At 41.6% G+C, this 16,589-nt stretch carries 16 protein-coding genes; 12 read left to right on the top strand and 4 right to left on the bottom strand.

The window, feature by feature from the left end:
* Positions 1-101: 101 nt before the first annotated feature.
* Entirely contained in the window at positions 102-491 is a 390-nt protein-coding gene (locus WJR50_RS14615) for a hypothetical protein (RefSeq protein WP_341294039.1), read from the bottom strand.
* Positions 492-660: 169 nt separating this feature from the next.
* Here WJR50_RS14615 and WJR50_RS14610 point away from each other — a divergent pair, with 169 nt between their 5' ends.
* From WJR50_RS14610 to WJR50_RS14595, 4 genes are all read left to right on the top strand, one after another.
* Positions 661-1,086, top strand: a complete 426-nt coding sequence (locus tag WJR50_RS14610; RefSeq protein WP_341294038.1) for an Xre family toxin-antitoxin system antitoxin — start codon at positions 661-663, stop codon at positions 1,084-1,086.
* Positions 1,086-1,541 (top strand): RES family NAD+ phosphorylase, encoded by a 456-nt coding sequence (locus WJR50_RS14605; protein ID WP_341294037.1) that lies wholly within the window; start codon positions 1,086-1,088, stop codon positions 1,539-1,541. Before WJR50_RS14610 ends, WJR50_RS14605 begins: the two co-directional genes overlap by 1 nt.
* A gap of 153 nt (positions 1,542-1,694) precedes the next feature.
* Positions 1,695-3,014 carry an amidohydrolase gene (locus WJR50_RS14600; RefSeq protein WP_341294036.1) on the top strand — a complete coding sequence of 440 codons (1,320 nt, stop codon included), beginning with the start codon at positions 1,695-1,697 and terminating at the stop codon, positions 3,012-3,014.
* A 143-nt stretch (positions 3,015-3,157) separates the two neighbouring features.
* Entirely contained in the window at positions 3,158-5,872 is a 2,715-nt protein-coding gene (locus tag WJR50_RS14595) for a S9 family peptidase (protein WP_341294035.1), read from the top strand.
* A 157-nt stretch (positions 5,873-6,029) separates the two neighbouring features.
* On the opposite strand, the gene WJR50_RS14590 is transcribed toward WJR50_RS14595, so the two are convergent.
* Together WJR50_RS14590 and WJR50_RS14585 are read right to left on the bottom strand one after the other, a co-directional pair.
* On the bottom strand, positions 6,030-7,184 hold the full coding sequence (locus tag WJR50_RS14590) for a pyridoxal phosphate-dependent aminotransferase (RefSeq protein ID WP_341294034.1): 1,155 nt from the start codon (positions 7,182-7,184) through the stop codon (positions 6,030-6,032).
* A gap of 132 nt (positions 7,185-7,316) precedes the next feature.
* Positions 7,317-8,297, bottom strand: coding sequence for a YheT family hydrolase (locus tag WJR50_RS14585; protein ID WP_341294033.1), 981 nt, complete (start codon positions 8,295-8,297; stop codon positions 7,317-7,319).
* Positions 8,298-8,444: 147 nt separating this feature from the next.
* Between WJR50_RS14585 and WJR50_RS14580 the strand changes: the two genes are divergently transcribed.
* The 6 genes from WJR50_RS14580 to WJR50_RS14555 all read left to right on the top strand — a co-directional run bounded on the left by WJR50_RS14580 (position 8,445) and on the right by WJR50_RS14555 (position 14,688).
* Positions 8,445-9,911 carry a sodium:solute symporter family protein gene (locus WJR50_RS14580; protein ID WP_341294032.1) on the top strand — a complete coding sequence of 489 codons (1,467 nt, stop codon included), beginning with the start codon at positions 8,445-8,447 and terminating at the stop codon, positions 9,909-9,911.
* 3 nt (positions 9,912-9,914) lie between these two features.
* On the top strand, positions 9,915-10,355 hold the full coding sequence (locus WJR50_RS14575) for a GNAT family N-acetyltransferase (RefSeq protein WP_341294031.1): 441 nt from the start codon (positions 9,915-9,917) through the stop codon (positions 10,353-10,355).
* A 6-nt stretch (positions 10,356-10,361) separates the two neighbouring features.
* A complete protein-coding gene (locus tag WJR50_RS14570; protein WP_341294030.1) occupies positions 10,362-11,432 on the top strand; it encodes an alanine racemase in 1,071 nt (356 codons plus the stop codon).
* A gap of 100 nt (positions 11,433-11,532) precedes the next feature.
* Positions 11,533-12,681: an amidohydrolase gene (locus WJR50_RS14565; RefSeq protein WP_341294029.1), complete on the top strand. Its 1,149-nt coding sequence runs from the start codon at positions 11,533-11,535 to the stop codon at positions 12,679-12,681.
* A 63-nt stretch (positions 12,682-12,744) separates the two neighbouring features.
* Positions 12,745-13,839: a mechanosensitive ion channel family protein gene (locus WJR50_RS14560; protein ID WP_341294028.1), complete on the top strand. Its 1,095-nt coding sequence runs from the start codon at positions 12,745-12,747 to the stop codon at positions 13,837-13,839.
* Between the two features lie 15 nt (positions 13,840-13,854).
* The gene (locus WJR50_RS14555; RefSeq protein ID WP_341294027.1) at positions 13,855-14,688 is read left to right on the top strand and encodes an ion transporter; all 834 of its coding nucleotides are present in this window, start codon (positions 13,855-13,857) and stop codon (positions 14,686-14,688) included.
* A gap of 35 nt (positions 14,689-14,723) precedes the next feature.
* On the opposite strand, the gene WJR50_RS14550 is transcribed toward WJR50_RS14555, so the two are convergent.
* Positions 14,724-15,554, bottom strand: coding sequence for a CvfB family protein (locus tag WJR50_RS14550; RefSeq protein WP_341294026.1), 831 nt, complete (start codon positions 15,552-15,554; stop codon positions 14,724-14,726).
* Between the two features lie 54 nt (positions 15,555-15,608).
* Between WJR50_RS14550 and WJR50_RS14545 the strand changes: the two genes are divergently transcribed.
* A complete protein-coding gene (locus WJR50_RS14545) occupies positions 15,609-16,343 on the top strand; it encodes a tetratricopeptide repeat protein (RefSeq protein WP_341294025.1) in 735 nt (244 codons plus the stop codon).
* 25 nt (positions 16,344-16,368) lie between these two features.
* The gene (locus tag WJR50_RS14540; protein WP_341294024.1) at positions 16,369-16,542 is read left to right on the top strand and encodes a Lacal_2735 family protein; all 174 of its coding nucleotides are present in this window, start codon (positions 16,369-16,371) and stop codon (positions 16,540-16,542) included.
* Positions 16,543-16,589 lie beyond the last annotated feature (47 nt).

Here is a 16,589-nt window from a genome sequence, read left to right as displayed (position 1 = left end):
AATGATTTGGTTAGTTGTGGGAATTGCAGCAATAAAAATAAAATGTAAGTGATAATGAAGTAAAAATATTTTGCGTGAAGGTCTTTTTAAAATATTTAGTGCTATAAATTAAAATCCACTACAGTAACATCATCAGCGGTTATTTGTATCACTTGTTTGGGTACGTTTTCGGAAGAAGGAAAACCTATTAAAGCCAGTACATAAGTGCCGGGAAGAATATTAGTGATCACAGCGGTGGGGGTTTCACCCTCGTCTACATCTAAATCTATGGTTGCTTGTTTGAAGGCAGAATCAGGTGTAAACTCATTGGTCAGTAGCGTTTCTGATGGGAATATACCTATGTTTAATTCATTGAATACTGGGTTTGGAGGTACCGAAGAAGATCTTACCAGATTTACAATTAAGTCTCCAAGCGGATCATAATTATCGTTGTTACAGCCGGAAGTAAAAATTAATGAAAGGCATATGATGGGTAGAAAAATATTTTTCATAGTTAGAGGATTATCTTCAGACGAAATTCCAATATAGTTTTTCCCCAAATGATTGTCTACAATCCCATTCAAAAACTACAAATGAGTAGGCTTGGATAAGGATTTTAACTATATATGCCATTTTTCGTTTTTATTTTGTAAATTGGCGTATTATTTTATATATACAGTTATGTATGCACAAGACTTAAGTTCTATTGTTGAATTAGACGAACTGGCTAAGATTGAAAGCCCCTACGATCTGGTACGTCTGGCACGGAGAGGTGTGACCCGTAATACCCTCAAGACTGTAAGCCAGGTATTGGGTGTCTCCCTCAAGGAGTTGATTCCCAAACTTCCTATCGGTGAACGTACCTTACAGCGTTATAAAGATCAGCAGTATTTGCCTTCTCATGTCAGCGAACAGATTATACAATGGGCGCAGGTAGCGCTCTTTGGCAGATCAGTTTTTGCCAGCCCTTCCGTCTTTCAACATTGGATGCAAACCTCCAATCGTGCGTTGGGCAATGTGAAACCTGCCGATCTATTGGATACCCGGCAGGGTGCCGAGTTATTATTACAACTTTTAGGACAGATTGAACACGGAGTATATCGTTGATGTATATCTATAGATTGTGTAAAGCGCAGTTTACCGTCCTGGATGGATATGGAGCATTTTTGTATGGTGGGCGCTGGAACTTACCGGGCAAAGCTGTAGTCTATACAGCGGAAAACAGAGCCCTGGCAGCTCTGGAATTTTTGGTGGGAGTAGAGCATCACCGGCAGCTGGGAGAGCTGACAATGCTTACAATTGAAGTACCTGATGACCTTAAAAAAGAGACTATTGAGGTGAAAAAATTGCCCAAAGGATGGTGGGAATTTCCTGCTCCACAAAGTGTGGCCCGCCTGGGAGAAGAATGGCTGAACAAAGCGGAAAGCTGTATTTTTAAAGTTCCATCGGTGCATATACCTGACGAGTTTAATTATCTGCTCAATCCCCGTCATCCTGAATTTGGAAAAATAAAAGTAGTGGAGCAAAAAGCTTTTGGTTTTGACCACCGACTAATGCGGTAAAAAATGATGGTGAATGAATAATGATGAATGAAGAGTAAATGATGAATAATACTTCGGAGAGCGATTGCCCCTCCTCAAGAATAAGTCTATAAAAATTTGAAATCGCAACCCTGCAAAATCGGCGGCGACCGTTTGTAATTTTTAATCTCTGTTATGAGAAAGCTATATTCCCTAATCTTAATAACATTCCTGATTCACACTACCCAGGCACAAAAATCAACAGTGGCTCAGGTAGAAGAATTTACGGCTGAAAACTATGCCTCATTGGATCAGCTTTACAAACACTTACACCAAAATCCTGAATTGTCGTCTAAAGAAGAGAAAACTTCAGCATTGATTGCAGAAGAACTCAAAAGCCTTGGATTTAAAGTACAGGAAAAGTTAGGGATGCACAATTTGGCCGGTGTGTTCAAAAATGGTGAAGGACCAACTGTACTGATCAGAGCGGATATGGATGCCCTGCCGCTGGAGGAGAAGACCGGACTGCCGTATGCCAGCACAGCAAAAGGCATCAACCCGGCAGGAGAAAAGGTATCAGTGATGCATGCCTGTGGTCATGATATTCACATGACGGTTTTTATTGGAACCGCTCGTGCGTTGGTTGAAATGAAAGAACAGTGGAAAGGAACGCTGGTAATGGTAGCACAGTCGGCAGAAGAGACCGGCTTTGGTGCTGATGCGCTCTTCAAAGCTAATCTGTATGATAAAATTCCTTTGCCGGATTATGCAATTGCCCTGCATGATAATGCTTCTTTACCTGCGGGGACCATAGGTTATCGTGCGGGAAATTTTATGGCCAGTGTGGATATGGTGGATATCACAGTACATGGTGAAGGGGGACATGGAGCCGCACCCCATACCACCAAAGACCCCATTGTGCTCAGTGCTGAGATGATCAACGCCTTCCAGACCATCGTCAGCCGGGAGATTAACCCCATTGAGCCAGCGGTAGTTACCGTAGGTTCTATCCATGGAGGTACAGTGCATAACATCATTCCCGACCAGGTGAAAATGCAGTTGACACTACGTTCTTATTCACAGGAAGTAAGAGATCAGACGGTAGCAGCTTTGCATCGCATCACAAAAAATATGGCCAGTATGGCAGGTTTGCCTGAAGACAAATATCCTGAAATAAGCATACGTGACCCTCAGACGCCTGCAACCATCAACGATCCGGAACTTACGGAAAGATTAGTGAATGTCTTCAGACAGAATTTTGGAGAAGAAAATGTGGTGGAGACAGCTCCCAATATGGTAGGAGAGGATTTCAGTCGTTTTGGTTTGCAGGAGCAGAAAGTACCGATCTGCATGTTTTGGTTAGGAGCAGTTGATCCTGCAAAAGTAAAAGCAGCGAAGGAAAATGGCACATCTCTTCCTTCTCTGCACTCGCCTAATTTTGCACCCTTGCCTGAACCAACCATCAAAACCGGTATCAAAGCCATGAGCGCAGCAGCCTTGGAATTACTAGACTAAAGGGTGTTATGGTACTTAATACATAATAAGATGATTTCTAGAACCAAAATCCTGTACCCTTTTTAAAGTAGTGTTTCTTTAACACCTTAACATACTCATTAACCTCTAATCCCAAACCCCTAAAATCAACATACTACACTTCAATGAAATACACATTAGCGCTGATGCTGTGCTTTACGGCGGGATGGCTGTGGGCACAAAAAAGTGAGCCAGATGAAGATCGCTGGACTCCCGAAGACATTATCAATACGGAACGTATGCAGGAGGTACAGATCTCTCCTGATAACCAATTGGTGGTCTGGACTAAAGAGAAAGGAGTTGAAGAAAAAGATAAGTTCGTCAGCGACATATACCTCACCCGATTGGATGTACGAAAGGATGGAAAATACCTTACCATACCGATGACCAATGGAGAGGAAAATGATCACTCTCCAGTCTTCTCTTCGGACAGTGAAACGCTCTATTTTCTTTCTTCTCGGGACGAAGGGAAAAAGCTATGGTCCATGAGTATCTATGGTGGTGAACCCAAGGAGGTGCATCAATTTGAGAATGGAATTTCTAACCTTCAGTGGTTGAATGACAGCACACTGGCTTTTATCTCAAACGATGGCAAAACGCTGCACGAACAAAAGCTGGAAGAAAAGAAAGACAATACAGTCATCGTGGAAGATACAGTGCACTGGACAACGGAGAAAGTTTATGCTTTCAACCTGAAAGATAAGAGCATCAAGAGGCTAACCGACAATGAACATCCGGTAAGCCAATATGCAGTGTCCAGGGATGGACGCTGGCTCATCACTGGCCTGCTCATGAGTCCGCACTACGCGGCTGATGCCCATCCCAAAGGAGAGTATTGTCTCTATGATTTGGAAAGTGGAGAAAGGACCAAAGTCCTGGAAGGTTTGCAGACGCCTGGTAATTTTAAATTTACGCCTGATCATCAGGGCTTCTATTTTACTGCCGATTATTCCAGTGATCCTGAATGGAATGGAGCAGGCATTTCAGAATTGTATTACTACTCATTGGATAAGCAGGCATTTGATAAAGTAAACTTAGATTGGGAATGGGGTTTAGGGGGTGATTATGCTTTGACTTCTGACGGATTGCTGGCTCATCTGGCCAATGGTGTTACCCGCAAACTGGCTTATTATCAGAAGGATGGTAATAGCTGGAGCCAGCAGTTGATCACACTTGATGGAATGGAAGAACATCTGAGCTTTTTTGAAACTTCAAAAGACGGTAAGAAATGGGTATTTGATTATTCTACAGCATCACAATTGCCTAAATACTTTGTAGCTGACATTCAGATCAAAAGGAATAATCCGGTATTTGCTAACCGCAATGAGTTGGTTCAACTCAACCAGAAACTACAGAAAAAGCCTATCGCCCGCGCAGAAGTATACCACTGGAAAGGTTACAATGATGATGAGGTTAATGGATTACTGATCTATCCGGAAAATTATGAAGAAGGTAAAAAATATCCACTGGTGCTTTCCATTCATGGTGGCCCCTCTGGTGTAGACCTGGATTTGTGGACCGAGCGCTGGTCTACTTATCCAAATATCATGTCGCAGCGAGGTGCTTTTGTACTCAAACCCAATTATCATGGTTCTTCCAATCATGGGCTGGAATTCGTAGAGTCTATCAAAAAGAATTATTATGAGCCTGAACTGGTGGACATCATGAATGCAGTAGATGAGTTGGTGGAGAAAGGAATGGTGGACGAAGAAAAACTCGGAGTTATGGGCTGGTCCAACGGAGCCATTCTTACTACCATGCTGACCGTTCGCTACCCTGATAAGTTCAAAGTAGCCGCTCCCGGAGCCGGTGATGTAAACTGGACCTCTGACTTTGGCACCTGCCGCTTCGGCGTTTCTTTTGACCAAAGCTATTTTGGTGGAGCACCATGGGACGATATGAATGGTAAATTTTACAATGAAAATTATATCATCAAGTCCCCTCTTTTTGAAATGGAAAAGGTGAAAACGCCAACCATCATTTTTCATGGAAGTGAGGACCGTGCGGTGCCACGTGATCAGGGATGGGAATATTATCGTGCCTTGCAGCAGAATGATCAGGCTCCGGTACGCTTTGTCTGGTTTCCCGGTCAGCCCCACGGCTTACAGAAGATCACGCATCAGCTGAGGAAGATGAACGAAGAACTGGATTGGTTTGATCAATATCTCTTCAAAACTTATGAGCAGGAGAATGTAGCACTTAAGAAAGAAAGCCCATTGGCTATGCTTATAAAAAGGGATAAAGTAGCAAAAGAAGGTACTCTTTATGGTAAAACGCACAGAGGTAAGTTGGTTCCTGAGGTTGTAGCATTGGGTGAAGATACCATTGCTGTAGGTCGTTTTGAAGTGACCAATGCGCAGTACCAGGCTTATCAGACTCAGCATAAATTTGATCCTATGGAATCCAACTATCCTGTTCACAACGTAAGTAAAGAGCAGGCAGCAGAATATCTGAAATGGCTTAGCGAATGGACAGGCGAGCTTTATCGTCTTCCAAATGTCAAAGAGGCGACAAAGTGGCATGAACTGGTGCGAAAAGAAGCAGATAAAGAAAACACATTGAACTTTTGGGCGGGTTTTGACATTACGCTTGAAGAAGTTACGCAACTTCAGCAAAAAATTGATCAAGTACAGTCCTCATTGCTTAAGGCAGTAGGAAGCCATCCTCCTCTCAAACTGGAGAAAGCAGAAGTTTATGACCTTGGGGGAAATGTGTCTGAATATAATTCAGATGGAAATACCTACGGATATAGCGCATATGATTATGCAGATCCTAACAATACGAAGGTAGATTCAGATCAAAAAAATTGCGGTTTCAGAATCGTAAAAGAAGCTCAATAATGCATGACTCAATCTAGGGTTATGTTATGTGTCGTAAAGCCAATTGACCAAGTGGTTGATTGGTTTTATTTTTTATAGCCTCTATAAAAAAGAACCTGCCAAAATCTTAGCAGGTTCTTCTGAAAAAAATGAGTAAGAAAGTTTAGTCAGTCTGATATCAAGAGAGTTCGCTGAATGCGTTTGCAAATAATTCCATATTTTCTTTGGTCCCGATACTTACCCGGCAATAATGCTGATTGCGGAAGTGAACCCGTTTCAGTCCAACCCCTCTTTTCATCATTTCCATTACAAAACGATCACCATCCATACGGATAGGAAAAAGCACAAAGTTGGTATCTGACGGAATATATTCGTATCCGGCATCAGTTAATGTTTTATAAAGCATGTCTTTTGACTCAGCGTTCATCTTACGGCTGTAATCCATGAAAGCTTCATCTTTCAAAGTCTCAATCGCGCCATAAGCGGAAGGACGAGCTAAGCCATTTCCATCAGTCGCATAGAGTTCAAGCTTTTTGATATTTTCAGGTGTGGCGATACAGTAACCAATGCGTAAACCAGCCATGGCATGTACTTTGGAGAAAGTTCTGGCTACAAATACATCTTTACCTTCTTTTACCAGGCTGATCATAGATTTTGCGGGTGCGTCTTTCTGGTAATCAATATAAGCCTCATCAATAAAGATCGGCTTCTTTTTGGATGCTTCAGTACAGAAAGATTTGAGCGCAGCGGTATCTGTCAATCTACCGGTAGGATTATTAGGATTGCAGATGTATACCAGGTTGATATCGTCTCTCACCTGATCCATCATGCGATTAAAATCATAGTCAAGATCTCTGTCAAGAGGAGCAGTGACCAACTCAGCTCCGTAATCATTACAGGCACGACGAATCAGCGACATATAAGTCAGATCAGCCCCTAATATTTTGTTGCCTTTCTTTCCATAATATTGAGCGGCAGCCATTAAAAGCTCAGTAGAACCAGCGCCAAGGATAACATGATCTTCGCTGACGCCCCACATATCCGCGATCATTTTCTTCAGCTCGTCTTTACCCAACTTGGCATACATCCAGCTATCTTTTATCGCATCCATCATTACCTTCTGAGCTTTGGGTGAAGGCCCAAAAGGGTTTTCGTTGGATGTTAGTCGTGCCTTCATGTTTTCAAAATCCCAGGGAGATGCATTGGGAGGAGCAAGCTTACTTACAGAAGCAGCATTGGCAGGTTGTGTAAACTCAAACGGATTACCTAAAAATGCTCCGGCCATAAGTGCACTAGATTTCAACCAGTGACGGCGGTTAATATTGGTTGACATAGTGAAGAAATTTGGTGGTGAAAGTAAATATTAATTAATCATCAAGATGTTATTACAAATAGAAAAATAATATTTGGTAAATGAAAATAATTTTAGAATAAAAAATAATAAATTTGATGATCTTCAATAGTTTCAAGCCGATATTGACTCAGTGGCAAATGAAACGGCACGCTTTTCAGACCAGTAATTGTCGTTTGCCTGCACCCCTCTGGGCATAAACCCCACATGCCCACCACTGGAAGGTGCTTCCAGGAAAACATGCTCATGTGAAGAAAGCATCTCAGTAGGATAGCACTTGTTTGATAAAAATGGATCATTCTGAGCATTGACGATAAGCGTAGGAATACTGATGTCATTCAGATAGTAAAGGCTACTACAACGGCTGTAATAGTCAATTGCATTTTTAAACCCATGTAGAGGTGCAGTATAAAAATCATCAAAATCTTTGAGCGTTCTGATCTTATCAAAATGCTCGGTGGAGATATCATCCGGCATGTTGACTACTTTCTGACTGACTTTGAGTTTAAGATTACGCAGAAAACGACGATTATAAATGAAGTTGGCAGGCTCGCTGATTTGTTGAGCGCTTGAATGTAAATCCAGAGGTGCAGAAAATACAATCCCTGCTTTGATATCGGGTCGTAATTGATGGCCTGATTCTCCCAGGTATTTGAGCGTAAGGTTGCCTCCCAGGCTAAATCCTACCAGCACAATATTACGATACCTTTTGTTATTTAGAACGTGCGAGATTACAAGGTCCAGATCATCGGTGGCACCGCTATGATAAAACCGTAAGGTATGGTTAATTTCTCCACCGCAACCCCGAAAGTTCCAGGCCAGGGCATCCCACCCAGAACGGTTAAAAGCCCTCACCATCCCTTTAATGTAGGGACGATGACTATCACCTTCTAAGCCATGAGAGATAATGACTAGTTTATCGGACTGAACCTCCGACCAATCCAGCAAAAGAAAATCATTGTCGGGGGTAGCAAAGCGCTCTCTTTGGTAATAAACATCCGGCACTTTTCTAAACTGAGAAGGAATTATGGTTTGCAAATGACCATTAAAAAGCCAGTAAGGGGCTTGGTAATCAGAGTGTTGAATCCAGGGCATGCTAGGTGAAATTGATGCTTTTTCAGATAAAGAGAATGTTTTATAACTTTGTGCTTTTAAAAATTATAGCCAAGGTAAGTATTTTTAATCGGTTGAATAGTTCAATTTAACCAAACCTTAACTTCTGCTTCCTGTTAATTATTAAGCATGCACATTATAGATATCCTTATTTTTGTAGTCTACATGGTGGCCATGTTGGGCGTGGGTTTTTTCTTTTTTTCCAAAAACGAAGGCACAGATGATTATTATGTAGGAGGGAGAAATATGAGTAGCTGGCACATTGGGTTGTCAGTAGTGGCTACCGACGTGGGAGGTGGTTTTTCTGTTGGACTGGGAGGCCTTGGTTTTGTAATGGGATTATCAGGAGCCTGGATGTTATTCACCGGACTGATTGGAGCTTGGCTGGCAGCGGTTTTTTTGATTCCTTTGATTAAGGGAAATCCAGCATTTGCAAAATTCTACACCTTCCCCCAGATTTTTGGCTATTTCTACGATAAAAAAACCGCCCTGCTGGCAGGATTGATCTCTGCTGTAGGGTATACAGGTTTCACCAGTTCTCAGATTCTGGCGGGGGCCAAATTGGCTTCAGGGACCTTTGTTGATCTGGACATGAATATGGCGCTCTGGATCATGGGAGCAGTAGCAGTAGTGTATACAGTATTAGGCGGTATCAAAGCAGTGATTTACACAGATACCGTACAATGGATCATCTTGATGTCGGGATTAATCTTTATCGCCTTACCAATCGCCTATACTGCGGTAGGAGGGTGGGAAGCCATCACTGCTACAGTAGCTCCAGAAATGCTTAGCTTCACCAATATTACCTGGCAGGATCTGGTTAACTGGGGAGTCACTATCATACCTATTTGGTTTGTCGCTATGACCTTGTACCAGCGTATTTATGCTTCCCGAGATGAGAAGACGGCACGTAAAGCCTGGTTTTTAGCGGGATTGTTTGAGTGGCCTATTATGGCTTTTATGGGCGTGGCTTTAGGCCTGCTTGCCAAAGTGGGAGCAGATCAGGGGATGTTTGATTATCTGGGAGCTGAAAATGTTTCTGCAACTGATCCCGAGACTGGCTTACCTATGCTGCTTAGAACAGTATTGCCGGTGGGGCTTATGGGATTGGTGATGTCCGCGTATTTTTCCGCAGTACTCTCCACTGCCGATAGCTGTCTGATGGCTGCCTCCGGTAATATCGTTTCAGATTTGCTTTGCCGGATATTTAACATCAACGAGGAAGGTAAATCATTTTTGCTGATTTCTCAGGTGACTACATTCATATTAGGTGTTCTGGCAGTAGGACTTGCCTGGAAAATGACAAACGTTCTAAATCTGATGTTGTATTCCTATGCCTTTCTGGTATCTGGCCTGTTGGTGCCGGTGCTAGGCGCTTTGTTCTGGAAAAGAGGTAACTCCACAGCTGCTTTTTTCTCTATGATTACGGGGGGATGTGTTACCGTTGGCTTATCGTTGGCAATACCTGAGGAGCAGATGCCATGGGGACTGGACGGAAACGTATTCGGAATATTCTGTGCGGTGCTAATCTTTGTAATACTTTCGTACGTTGTTCCTAATAAGAAAACAGAAAATAAATCATTGAAATATTCATAACTCATGGAATTTAAATTTATAACAGCAATAGACCGAGCTACCATATTGGTCAAGAATGAAATCGCTGAGTTTCTTTACAACCATTTAGATGAGTTCGGGGATAATATTCTGGATATCAAAAAATGTCTGGATTATGCACTCAGCAATTACCCCCATCAGGGAGGATTTGCTTTACTGGCAAAAGAAAAAGATCAAATTGTTGGTGCGGTGATCATGTGTCAGACAGGAATGGAAGGCTATGTGCCTGAGAATCTGCTGGTTTACATTGCTGTGCACAAAGAACACCGTGGGAAAGGCCTGGGTAAACAGCTCATGCAAAAAGCCATAGATATGGCTAAGGGTAACATTGCTCTGCATGTAGAACCAAACAATCCTGCCAAGATATTGTATGAAAAGCTAGGGTTTACTAACAAGTATTTAGAAATGAGACTAGAGAAGAAATAAAAAATCATGGCTTACATAAAAATGAAGCGAGAAAGTCTCAGGCATAATTTCCATTTCCTGAAAGATTTGTTTGATTCAAATAAATTGCATTGGGGAGTGGTTTCAAAATTATTGTGCGGTAACGAGCTCTTTCTTAAAGAACTGATCAACATGGGAGTGAGAGAAATTCACGATTCCCGTATCAGTAACCTAAAAAAAATAAAAAATATCAATTCGGAGGTGCAAACCGTCTATATCAAGCCTCCGGCTAAAGAAGCAGTTGAAGATATTATCAGCTATGCTGATGTCAGCATGAATACTGAGTACTATACCCTCAAGTGGCTTTCTGATGAGGCTGTAAAGCAAAACAAAACGCATAAGGTCATCATCATGATAGAGACCGGTGACCTGAGAGAAGGGGTAATGGGTGAACATCTGATTGATTTTTACTCCAAGGTTTTTGAATTACCCAACATTGAAATCATAGGGATAGGTACTAATCTGAATTGTTTGCATGGTGTGATGCCTTCGCAGGATAAACTGATTCAGCTAAGCTTGTACAAACAGATTATTGAACTCAAATTTAACCGCCAGATTCCCTGGATTTCTGGCGGAACATCAGTAACCATCCCCCTGATCATGAATAAGCAGATTCCCAAAGGGGTGAATCATTTCAGGGTAGGGGAGACGCTTTATTTTGGGGTTAACCTTTTTGAAGAAAAGCTTATTCCAGGAATGAAAGAAGATGTTTTTGAGTTCGGTGCGCAAATCATTGAAATCACCGAGAAACCTATGTTACCTATCGGAGAACTGGGAGCGAATCCCCAGGGTGATGTGATGGAAGTGGATTCAGCGCTTTACGGGCAGACACATTATCGTGCGATTCTGGATGTAGGATTGCTGGACCTTGATCCAAAATATATTATTCCAATCAAAGAAAACTTTGAAGTAGTCGGAGCTAGTTCTGATATGCTGGTGCTTGACTTACAGAAAAATAAATCCAAGTTAAAAGTTGGAGATATGTTACGCTTTCGTCTTAAGTATATGGGGGCATTGCAGCTCTTAAACTCGGATTATATTGAAAAACGTATAGAATAAATTCCAAAAAATATGTAGAGTGGTTTTAGCCATTCTACTATTTTTTTCATTGATTTAGCCTTCCTTAAAAGAGCAAATCTGATAAAATAATTTGATGTTTATGGAGAAATTATCTCCAATTGTTGATAAAGTCATTCCACTTCGTCATGAGTTACATGAGCATCCGGAACTATCCGGCCAGGAAATTAACACTGCGGATGCAATCCTGAAATTTCTGGAACCCACTCAGCCTGATAAGATTCATACCAACGTAGGAGGGCATGGCGTAATTATGACTTATGAGAGTGGTAAGCCAGGTCCTCATGTGATGTTCAGGGCAGAACTGGATGCTTTGAGAATTGAAGAAAGAAACGAAATACCTTACAGGTCCCGCTATCCTGAAAGAGGACATCTGTGTGGACATGATGGGCACATGTCTATATTAGCAGGCTTAGGCTATTATTTTGCTGAGCTCAAACCTGCCAAAGGTAAGGTAAGCCTGCTTTTTCAGCCTGCTGAAGAGACAGGGGAAGGTGGATTACAGGTGATTGAAAGTGATGCCTGGCAAGAGAATCAGCCTGATTATTTGTTTGCGCTCCATAACCTGCCGGGTTTTCCTGCAAAAAAAGTATTGATAAAGCCCGGAATATTTGCTGCTGCATCACAAGGCATGAAGGCAACACTAAGGGGCACAACTGCACACGCTGCGCGACCAGAACAGGCAAAAAGCCCTGCTTTGGCCCTAAGTCACATCATACAGGATTTGCATGAGTTCAAGTCTGCCGATGTATTCTATGATGACTTTGTTTTATTAACGGTAGTCCATGCTTTATTAGGCACACCGAGTTTTGGCATTACACCTGGATTAGCTGAGTTGAGGGCTACCTTAAGAAGCTTTAGAAACGAGGATATGTCAACCCTCCAGCATTGGGCGGAGGAAGTGATTGCAAACAGAGCCAGGGCAGCAGGCTTATCCTATGATTTTCAATATTCGGAAGTCTTTCCCGCTACAATTAATCACCCTGAAGCCTACCAGATTTTGAGCGACTCTTTGGATAGTCTTAATGTCAGCAGGCAGGTGCTGGATACTCCTTTTCGCTGGTCTGAAGACTTCGGATATTATACCCGAGACTGTAAGACTTGTTTTTTTGGTTTAGGCTCAGGACAGAATAAACCTGACCTACACCATGAAAATTACGATTTTCCAGACGAAATTATTGAAACCGGACTTCAGGTTTTTACAGCCATAGTCAGAAATATCTTAGGTTAAATTTTATCCTAAGTTTTCATTAAGTAAGTGAGATTATTGAGCCTTCTCTTAACCGTTATTGCTATGCCTGAACACTTTTTTCTTAATCTCAAACAAGTCCTTTTTGACTATATCAGTCTTCGTCCTTATTGGTCAGTAGTTATTGTCTTTTTTGCATCTATACTGGCGGGCTTAGCCATACGGTGGGTATTTATTCGTTTCCTTAAAAATTACAATCGCCTTAAGCCCAGTGTGGTGATTGAGTCCTTATTAAGAAATCTGACGAGCCGAACAAAAGTCTTCTTCCCCTTGCTGGTGTTCTATATTGCTCAACTATTTATTACACTTCCAGATGAAACTACAGACCTTATCATAAGGAAAGTTTCTCAGGCTATGCTGATATTGGGTTTTGGTTGGGTACTGTTGAGTTTGGTCAGAGTAGTGGAAGAAGTGGTTTTTGAACACTACAGTGTACAAAGAGGAGATAGTTTCAAAAGCAGGAAAATACAGACACAGCTCCAATTTATCAGGCGAGTTTTGGTGGTGATCATCATAGTGCTGGTATTATCAGCAATATTACTGACATTTGATTCTGTGCGAAATATCGGAGCTACACTGCTAACTTCAGCCGGGGTCGCAGGTATTATCGTTGGTTTTGCAGCGCAAAAGTCAATCGCTAATTTTCTGGCAGGGCTTCAAATTGCTATTACTCAGCCCATCAAAATTGATGACTCGGTGATTGTAGAGGGAGAATGGGGCTGGATAGAGGAAATTACACTTACTTATGTAGTGGTGAAGGTTTGGGATAAGAGGCGCTTGGTATTGCCTATCAACTATTTTATTGAAAAGCCCTTCCAAAACTGGACGCGTACTTCTTCCGAACTTCTGGGACCAGTGATGCTATATTTGGATTATACCTTACCATTAGAGGAATTACGCAATGAATTAGATAGAATACTTGCCAAGGAGAAACTCTGGGATAGAAAGGTTAAGGTAATACAGGTAGTAGAGACCACTGAAAAATGTATAGTGGTAAGAGTACTTGTTAGTGCAAAAGATGCACCTACTGCTTTTGATTTGCGATGCATAGTAAGAGAAAAATTAATAAATTTCGTAAGAGAAAAATATCCTGAAGCTTTGCCTATGCACCGGATGTTTATGTTAGAAAAATCATCATAAAATAATTATCGTCAGTTGAATAAAGATTTACCACCTGGGCTGACCACCAAAGAGCGTCTGTATCATGTCATTTTTGAGTCAGATACAACTCCTGGGAAAGCCTTTGATGTAGCCTTGCTGATTGCCATTCTGCTCAGCGTTCTTACTGTAATGCTGGAAAGTGTGAGCAGTATAGTCAGTGAGTACGGAACAACCATACGGACACTGGAATGGGTATTTACGGTAATGTTTACCATTGAATATTTTTTAAGAATTTACTGCGCCCGCAACCGTATCGGATATATCAGGAGCTTTTATGGCATTGTGGATCTGATTTCCATCATACCCACCTATCTGAGTTTGATAGTAGTTGGCACCCAGTATGTCCTCATGATACGCATACTACGTTTGCTCAGGGTATTCAGGGTCCTGAAGCTTTATCATTTTTTAGGAGAAGCAGAAGTTCTGGGGAAAGCCTTGCGCCAGAGTGCTGCCAAAATCATAGTTTTCATCGGCACCGTGGTTACTCTTATCTTTATTGTGGGTTCTTTAATGTATCTGATTGAAGGACCTGAAAATGGTTTTACCAGCATACCGGTAAGCATTTACTGGGCAATTGTTACACTGACAACAGTGGGCTACGGAGATATTGCTCCCCAGACCATTGCCGGTCAAACACTAGCTTCTGTGGTAATGATCTTAGGCTATGGCATTATTGCTGTGCCAACCGGCATAGTATCCGTAGAAATATCAAAAGCTGATACTAAAATGCGTAAGCAAAAAAGTAAAGTAAAACTTGTAAAGGCAGATAGAAAAGCATGTACCCCTCAAAGATTGGTATGGAAAACCATAGAACCCCGGCATAAATAAAGTTTACCTGTTGACTAAAATTGAACAGGATATTTCTACAGTAATTTTATTCCCTTTTCAGTGAATTCTATCTTCTTTTCTTTGAGGAGGTTGCCAGCAGCTTTTTTGAAGGCTTTTTTACTCATTTGCAAAGCTGCCTGTACTTCTTCCGGACTACTTTTGTCATGAATCGGCAGAAAACCACCGGCTTGCTGTAAGGCTTCCAGTAAATCGGTTCTGGCATTTTTCATCCCTTTTACGCCTTGTTGTTGAAGGCTTACATCAACCTTATCATCTTCACGTATTTTTTTGACGAATCCAGTAGTGATTTCTCCTAACTGAATTTCCTGAAAAAGCTCATTCTTATAAAGTAAACCTTCATTTTTACGATTGATGAGTACTTTATATCCAAGGGGAGTCTGATCATAGACCATCAGTTCCACTTGCTGACCTTCGCTAAGATCATCTAAACCTTTCTCAATAAAAGCCTGTATTTTGGAGATTGCTATAACTCTTTCAGTTCTCGGATCAGTAATCACCCTGACAATCACATGGTCACCGATTTTTACAGGATGTAATTGTTCGCGGTAGGGTAGAAGCAGGTCCTTGTTGATCCCCCAGTCCAGAAACGCTCCCACAGTAGTAACATCCTTTACCAACAGACTAGCGAATTCACCAGCGGTAGCTTTAGGCTGTTCAGTTATAGCAACAAGGCGATCTTCAGAATCTGTATAGACAAATACCCTGATGTGATCTCCTGGCTTCAACTCGCCTACATAACGGTTGGGTAATAGAATTTCCCCTTTAGAGGATTGAAGATACATTCCATGGGGAGATACTCTGGTGGCTTCCAGTTCATTATATTCGCCGATATTAAGATTTGTCATTATTTAAAAACTCTATGGGCCTTTTGGGGTTCTATTGTAAACATTACAAACCCAATGTCGGCAGAAAAATTCTATAGACAAGGAAAAAATCACTTTGATCAGGAAAATTATGTAGAAGCTCTAAGATGCTTCCAGTCTGCGCTGGAAGAAAACGAGCAGGATATGAATAGTCTGTATGGTCGTGCGATGAGTTATTTCAAACGCTCAGAATTTGATAAAGCCCTCAGTGACTTTGACCAACTGGTGATACAGGTACCTGACAATGCAACCTTCTGGAGCGAACGGGCGGTAGCATTACACCTTTCAGGACAAAATGAAAAAGCCATCATTAGTTTTAACAAAGCTGTAGCGCTGGAGCCTGAAAACCCTTATCGCTATTCAAGCAGAGCTTATGTGAAAGACCAGATGAAAGATTATCAGGGAGCCATTGATGACTATACCAAAGCCATAGAACTGGACCCCGAAGATGCGATAGCATACAATAACCGTGGGCTGGTGGAAGAGAAACTTGGCTATCAGGAAAATGCGAAGAAAAACTTCAAACGCGCTGATGAACTATCCATACCTTCCAGAGAAGAGATAGCCCATAAACAGGCTTTAGAGGCTACTACCAAAACTGCGAAAGCAAACCATGATTCATCCCCGAATATCATTATTGAGTCTCCTGGTGAAGATAGAAAACCTGCGTTTAAAGAATATGTAAAAGTAATTGGCTCTGTGTTTTCCAGTAAAGAAGGCTGGAAAGAGTTTATGGACTATGTGGGAAATAGGTTCAGAAGAAGTAATTGATTAGAAATAATAAATCATATTCAATATGTTCAATCTATTCAAGAAGAAATCAGAATTAGAAAAACTACAGGATAAGTATAAAAAACTCCTGGCTGAAGCTCATAGCTTGTCTCAAAGAGACCGTAAAGCAGGTGACCAGAAAATGGCAGATGCTGAAGAGGTAGCTCAGAAAATTGAGAAGTTAAGGAGTCAGCAGTAAGCAAATTTGGAATATCAATTCATACAATAAATTACTGTACAAATTAA

This window comes from Catalinimonas locisalis (assembly GCF_038039535.1).
Classification (GTDB): domain Bacteria; phylum Bacteroidota; class Bacteroidia; order Cytophagales; family Cyclobacteriaceae; genus Catalinimonas.
This window is presented reverse-complemented; position numbering and strand designations above follow the sequence as displayed.

Coding starts and splice junctions, on each gene's coding strand:
- WJR50_RS14540 (WP_341294024.1), top strand. CDS start 16,369: ATGTTCAATCTATTCAAGAAGAAATCAGAATTAGAAAAACTACAGGAT.
- WJR50_RS14610 (WP_341294038.1), top strand. CDS start 661: ATGTATGCACAAGACTTAAGTTCTATTGTTGAATTAGACGAACTGGCT.
- WJR50_RS14585 (WP_341294033.1), bottom strand. CDS start 8,297: ATGCCCTGGATTCAACACTCTGATTACCAAGCCCCTTACTGGCTTTTT.
- WJR50_RS14615 (WP_341294039.1), bottom strand. CDS start 491: ATGAAAAATATTTTTCTACCCATCATATGCCTTTCATTAATTTTTACT.
- WJR50_RS14570 (WP_341294030.1), top strand. CDS start 10,362: ATGGCTTACATAAAAATGAAGCGAGAAAGTCTCAGGCATAATTTCCAT.
- WJR50_RS14600 (WP_341294036.1), top strand. CDS start 1,695: ATGAGAAAGCTATATTCCCTAATCTTAATAACATTCCTGATTCACACT.
- WJR50_RS14565 (WP_341294029.1), top strand. CDS start 11,533: ATGGAGAAATTATCTCCAATTGTTGATAAAGTCATTCCACTTCGTCAT.
- WJR50_RS14580 (WP_341294032.1), top strand. CDS start 8,445: ATGCACATTATAGATATCCTTATTTTTGTAGTCTACATGGTGGCCATG.
- WJR50_RS14560 (WP_341294028.1), top strand. CDS start 12,745: ATGCCTGAACACTTTTTTCTTAATCTCAAACAAGTCCTTTTTGACTAT.
- WJR50_RS14605 (WP_341294037.1), top strand. CDS start 1,086: ATGTATATCTATAGATTGTGTAAAGCGCAGTTTACCGTCCTGGATGGA.
- WJR50_RS14550 (WP_341294026.1), bottom strand. CDS start 15,554: ATGACAAATCTTAATATCGGCGAATATAATGAACTGGAAGCCACCAGA.
- WJR50_RS14545 (WP_341294025.1), top strand. CDS start 15,609: ATGTCGGCAGAAAAATTCTATAGACAAGGAAAAAATCACTTTGATCAG.
- WJR50_RS14590 (WP_341294034.1), bottom strand. CDS start 7,184: ATGTCAACCAATATTAACCGCCGTCACTGGTTGAAATCTAGTGCACTT.
- WJR50_RS14575 (WP_341294031.1), top strand. CDS start 9,915: ATGGAATTTAAATTTATAACAGCAATAGACCGAGCTACCATATTGGTC.
- WJR50_RS14595 (WP_341294035.1), top strand. CDS start 3,158: ATGAAATACACATTAGCGCTGATGCTGTGCTTTACGGCGGGATGGCTG.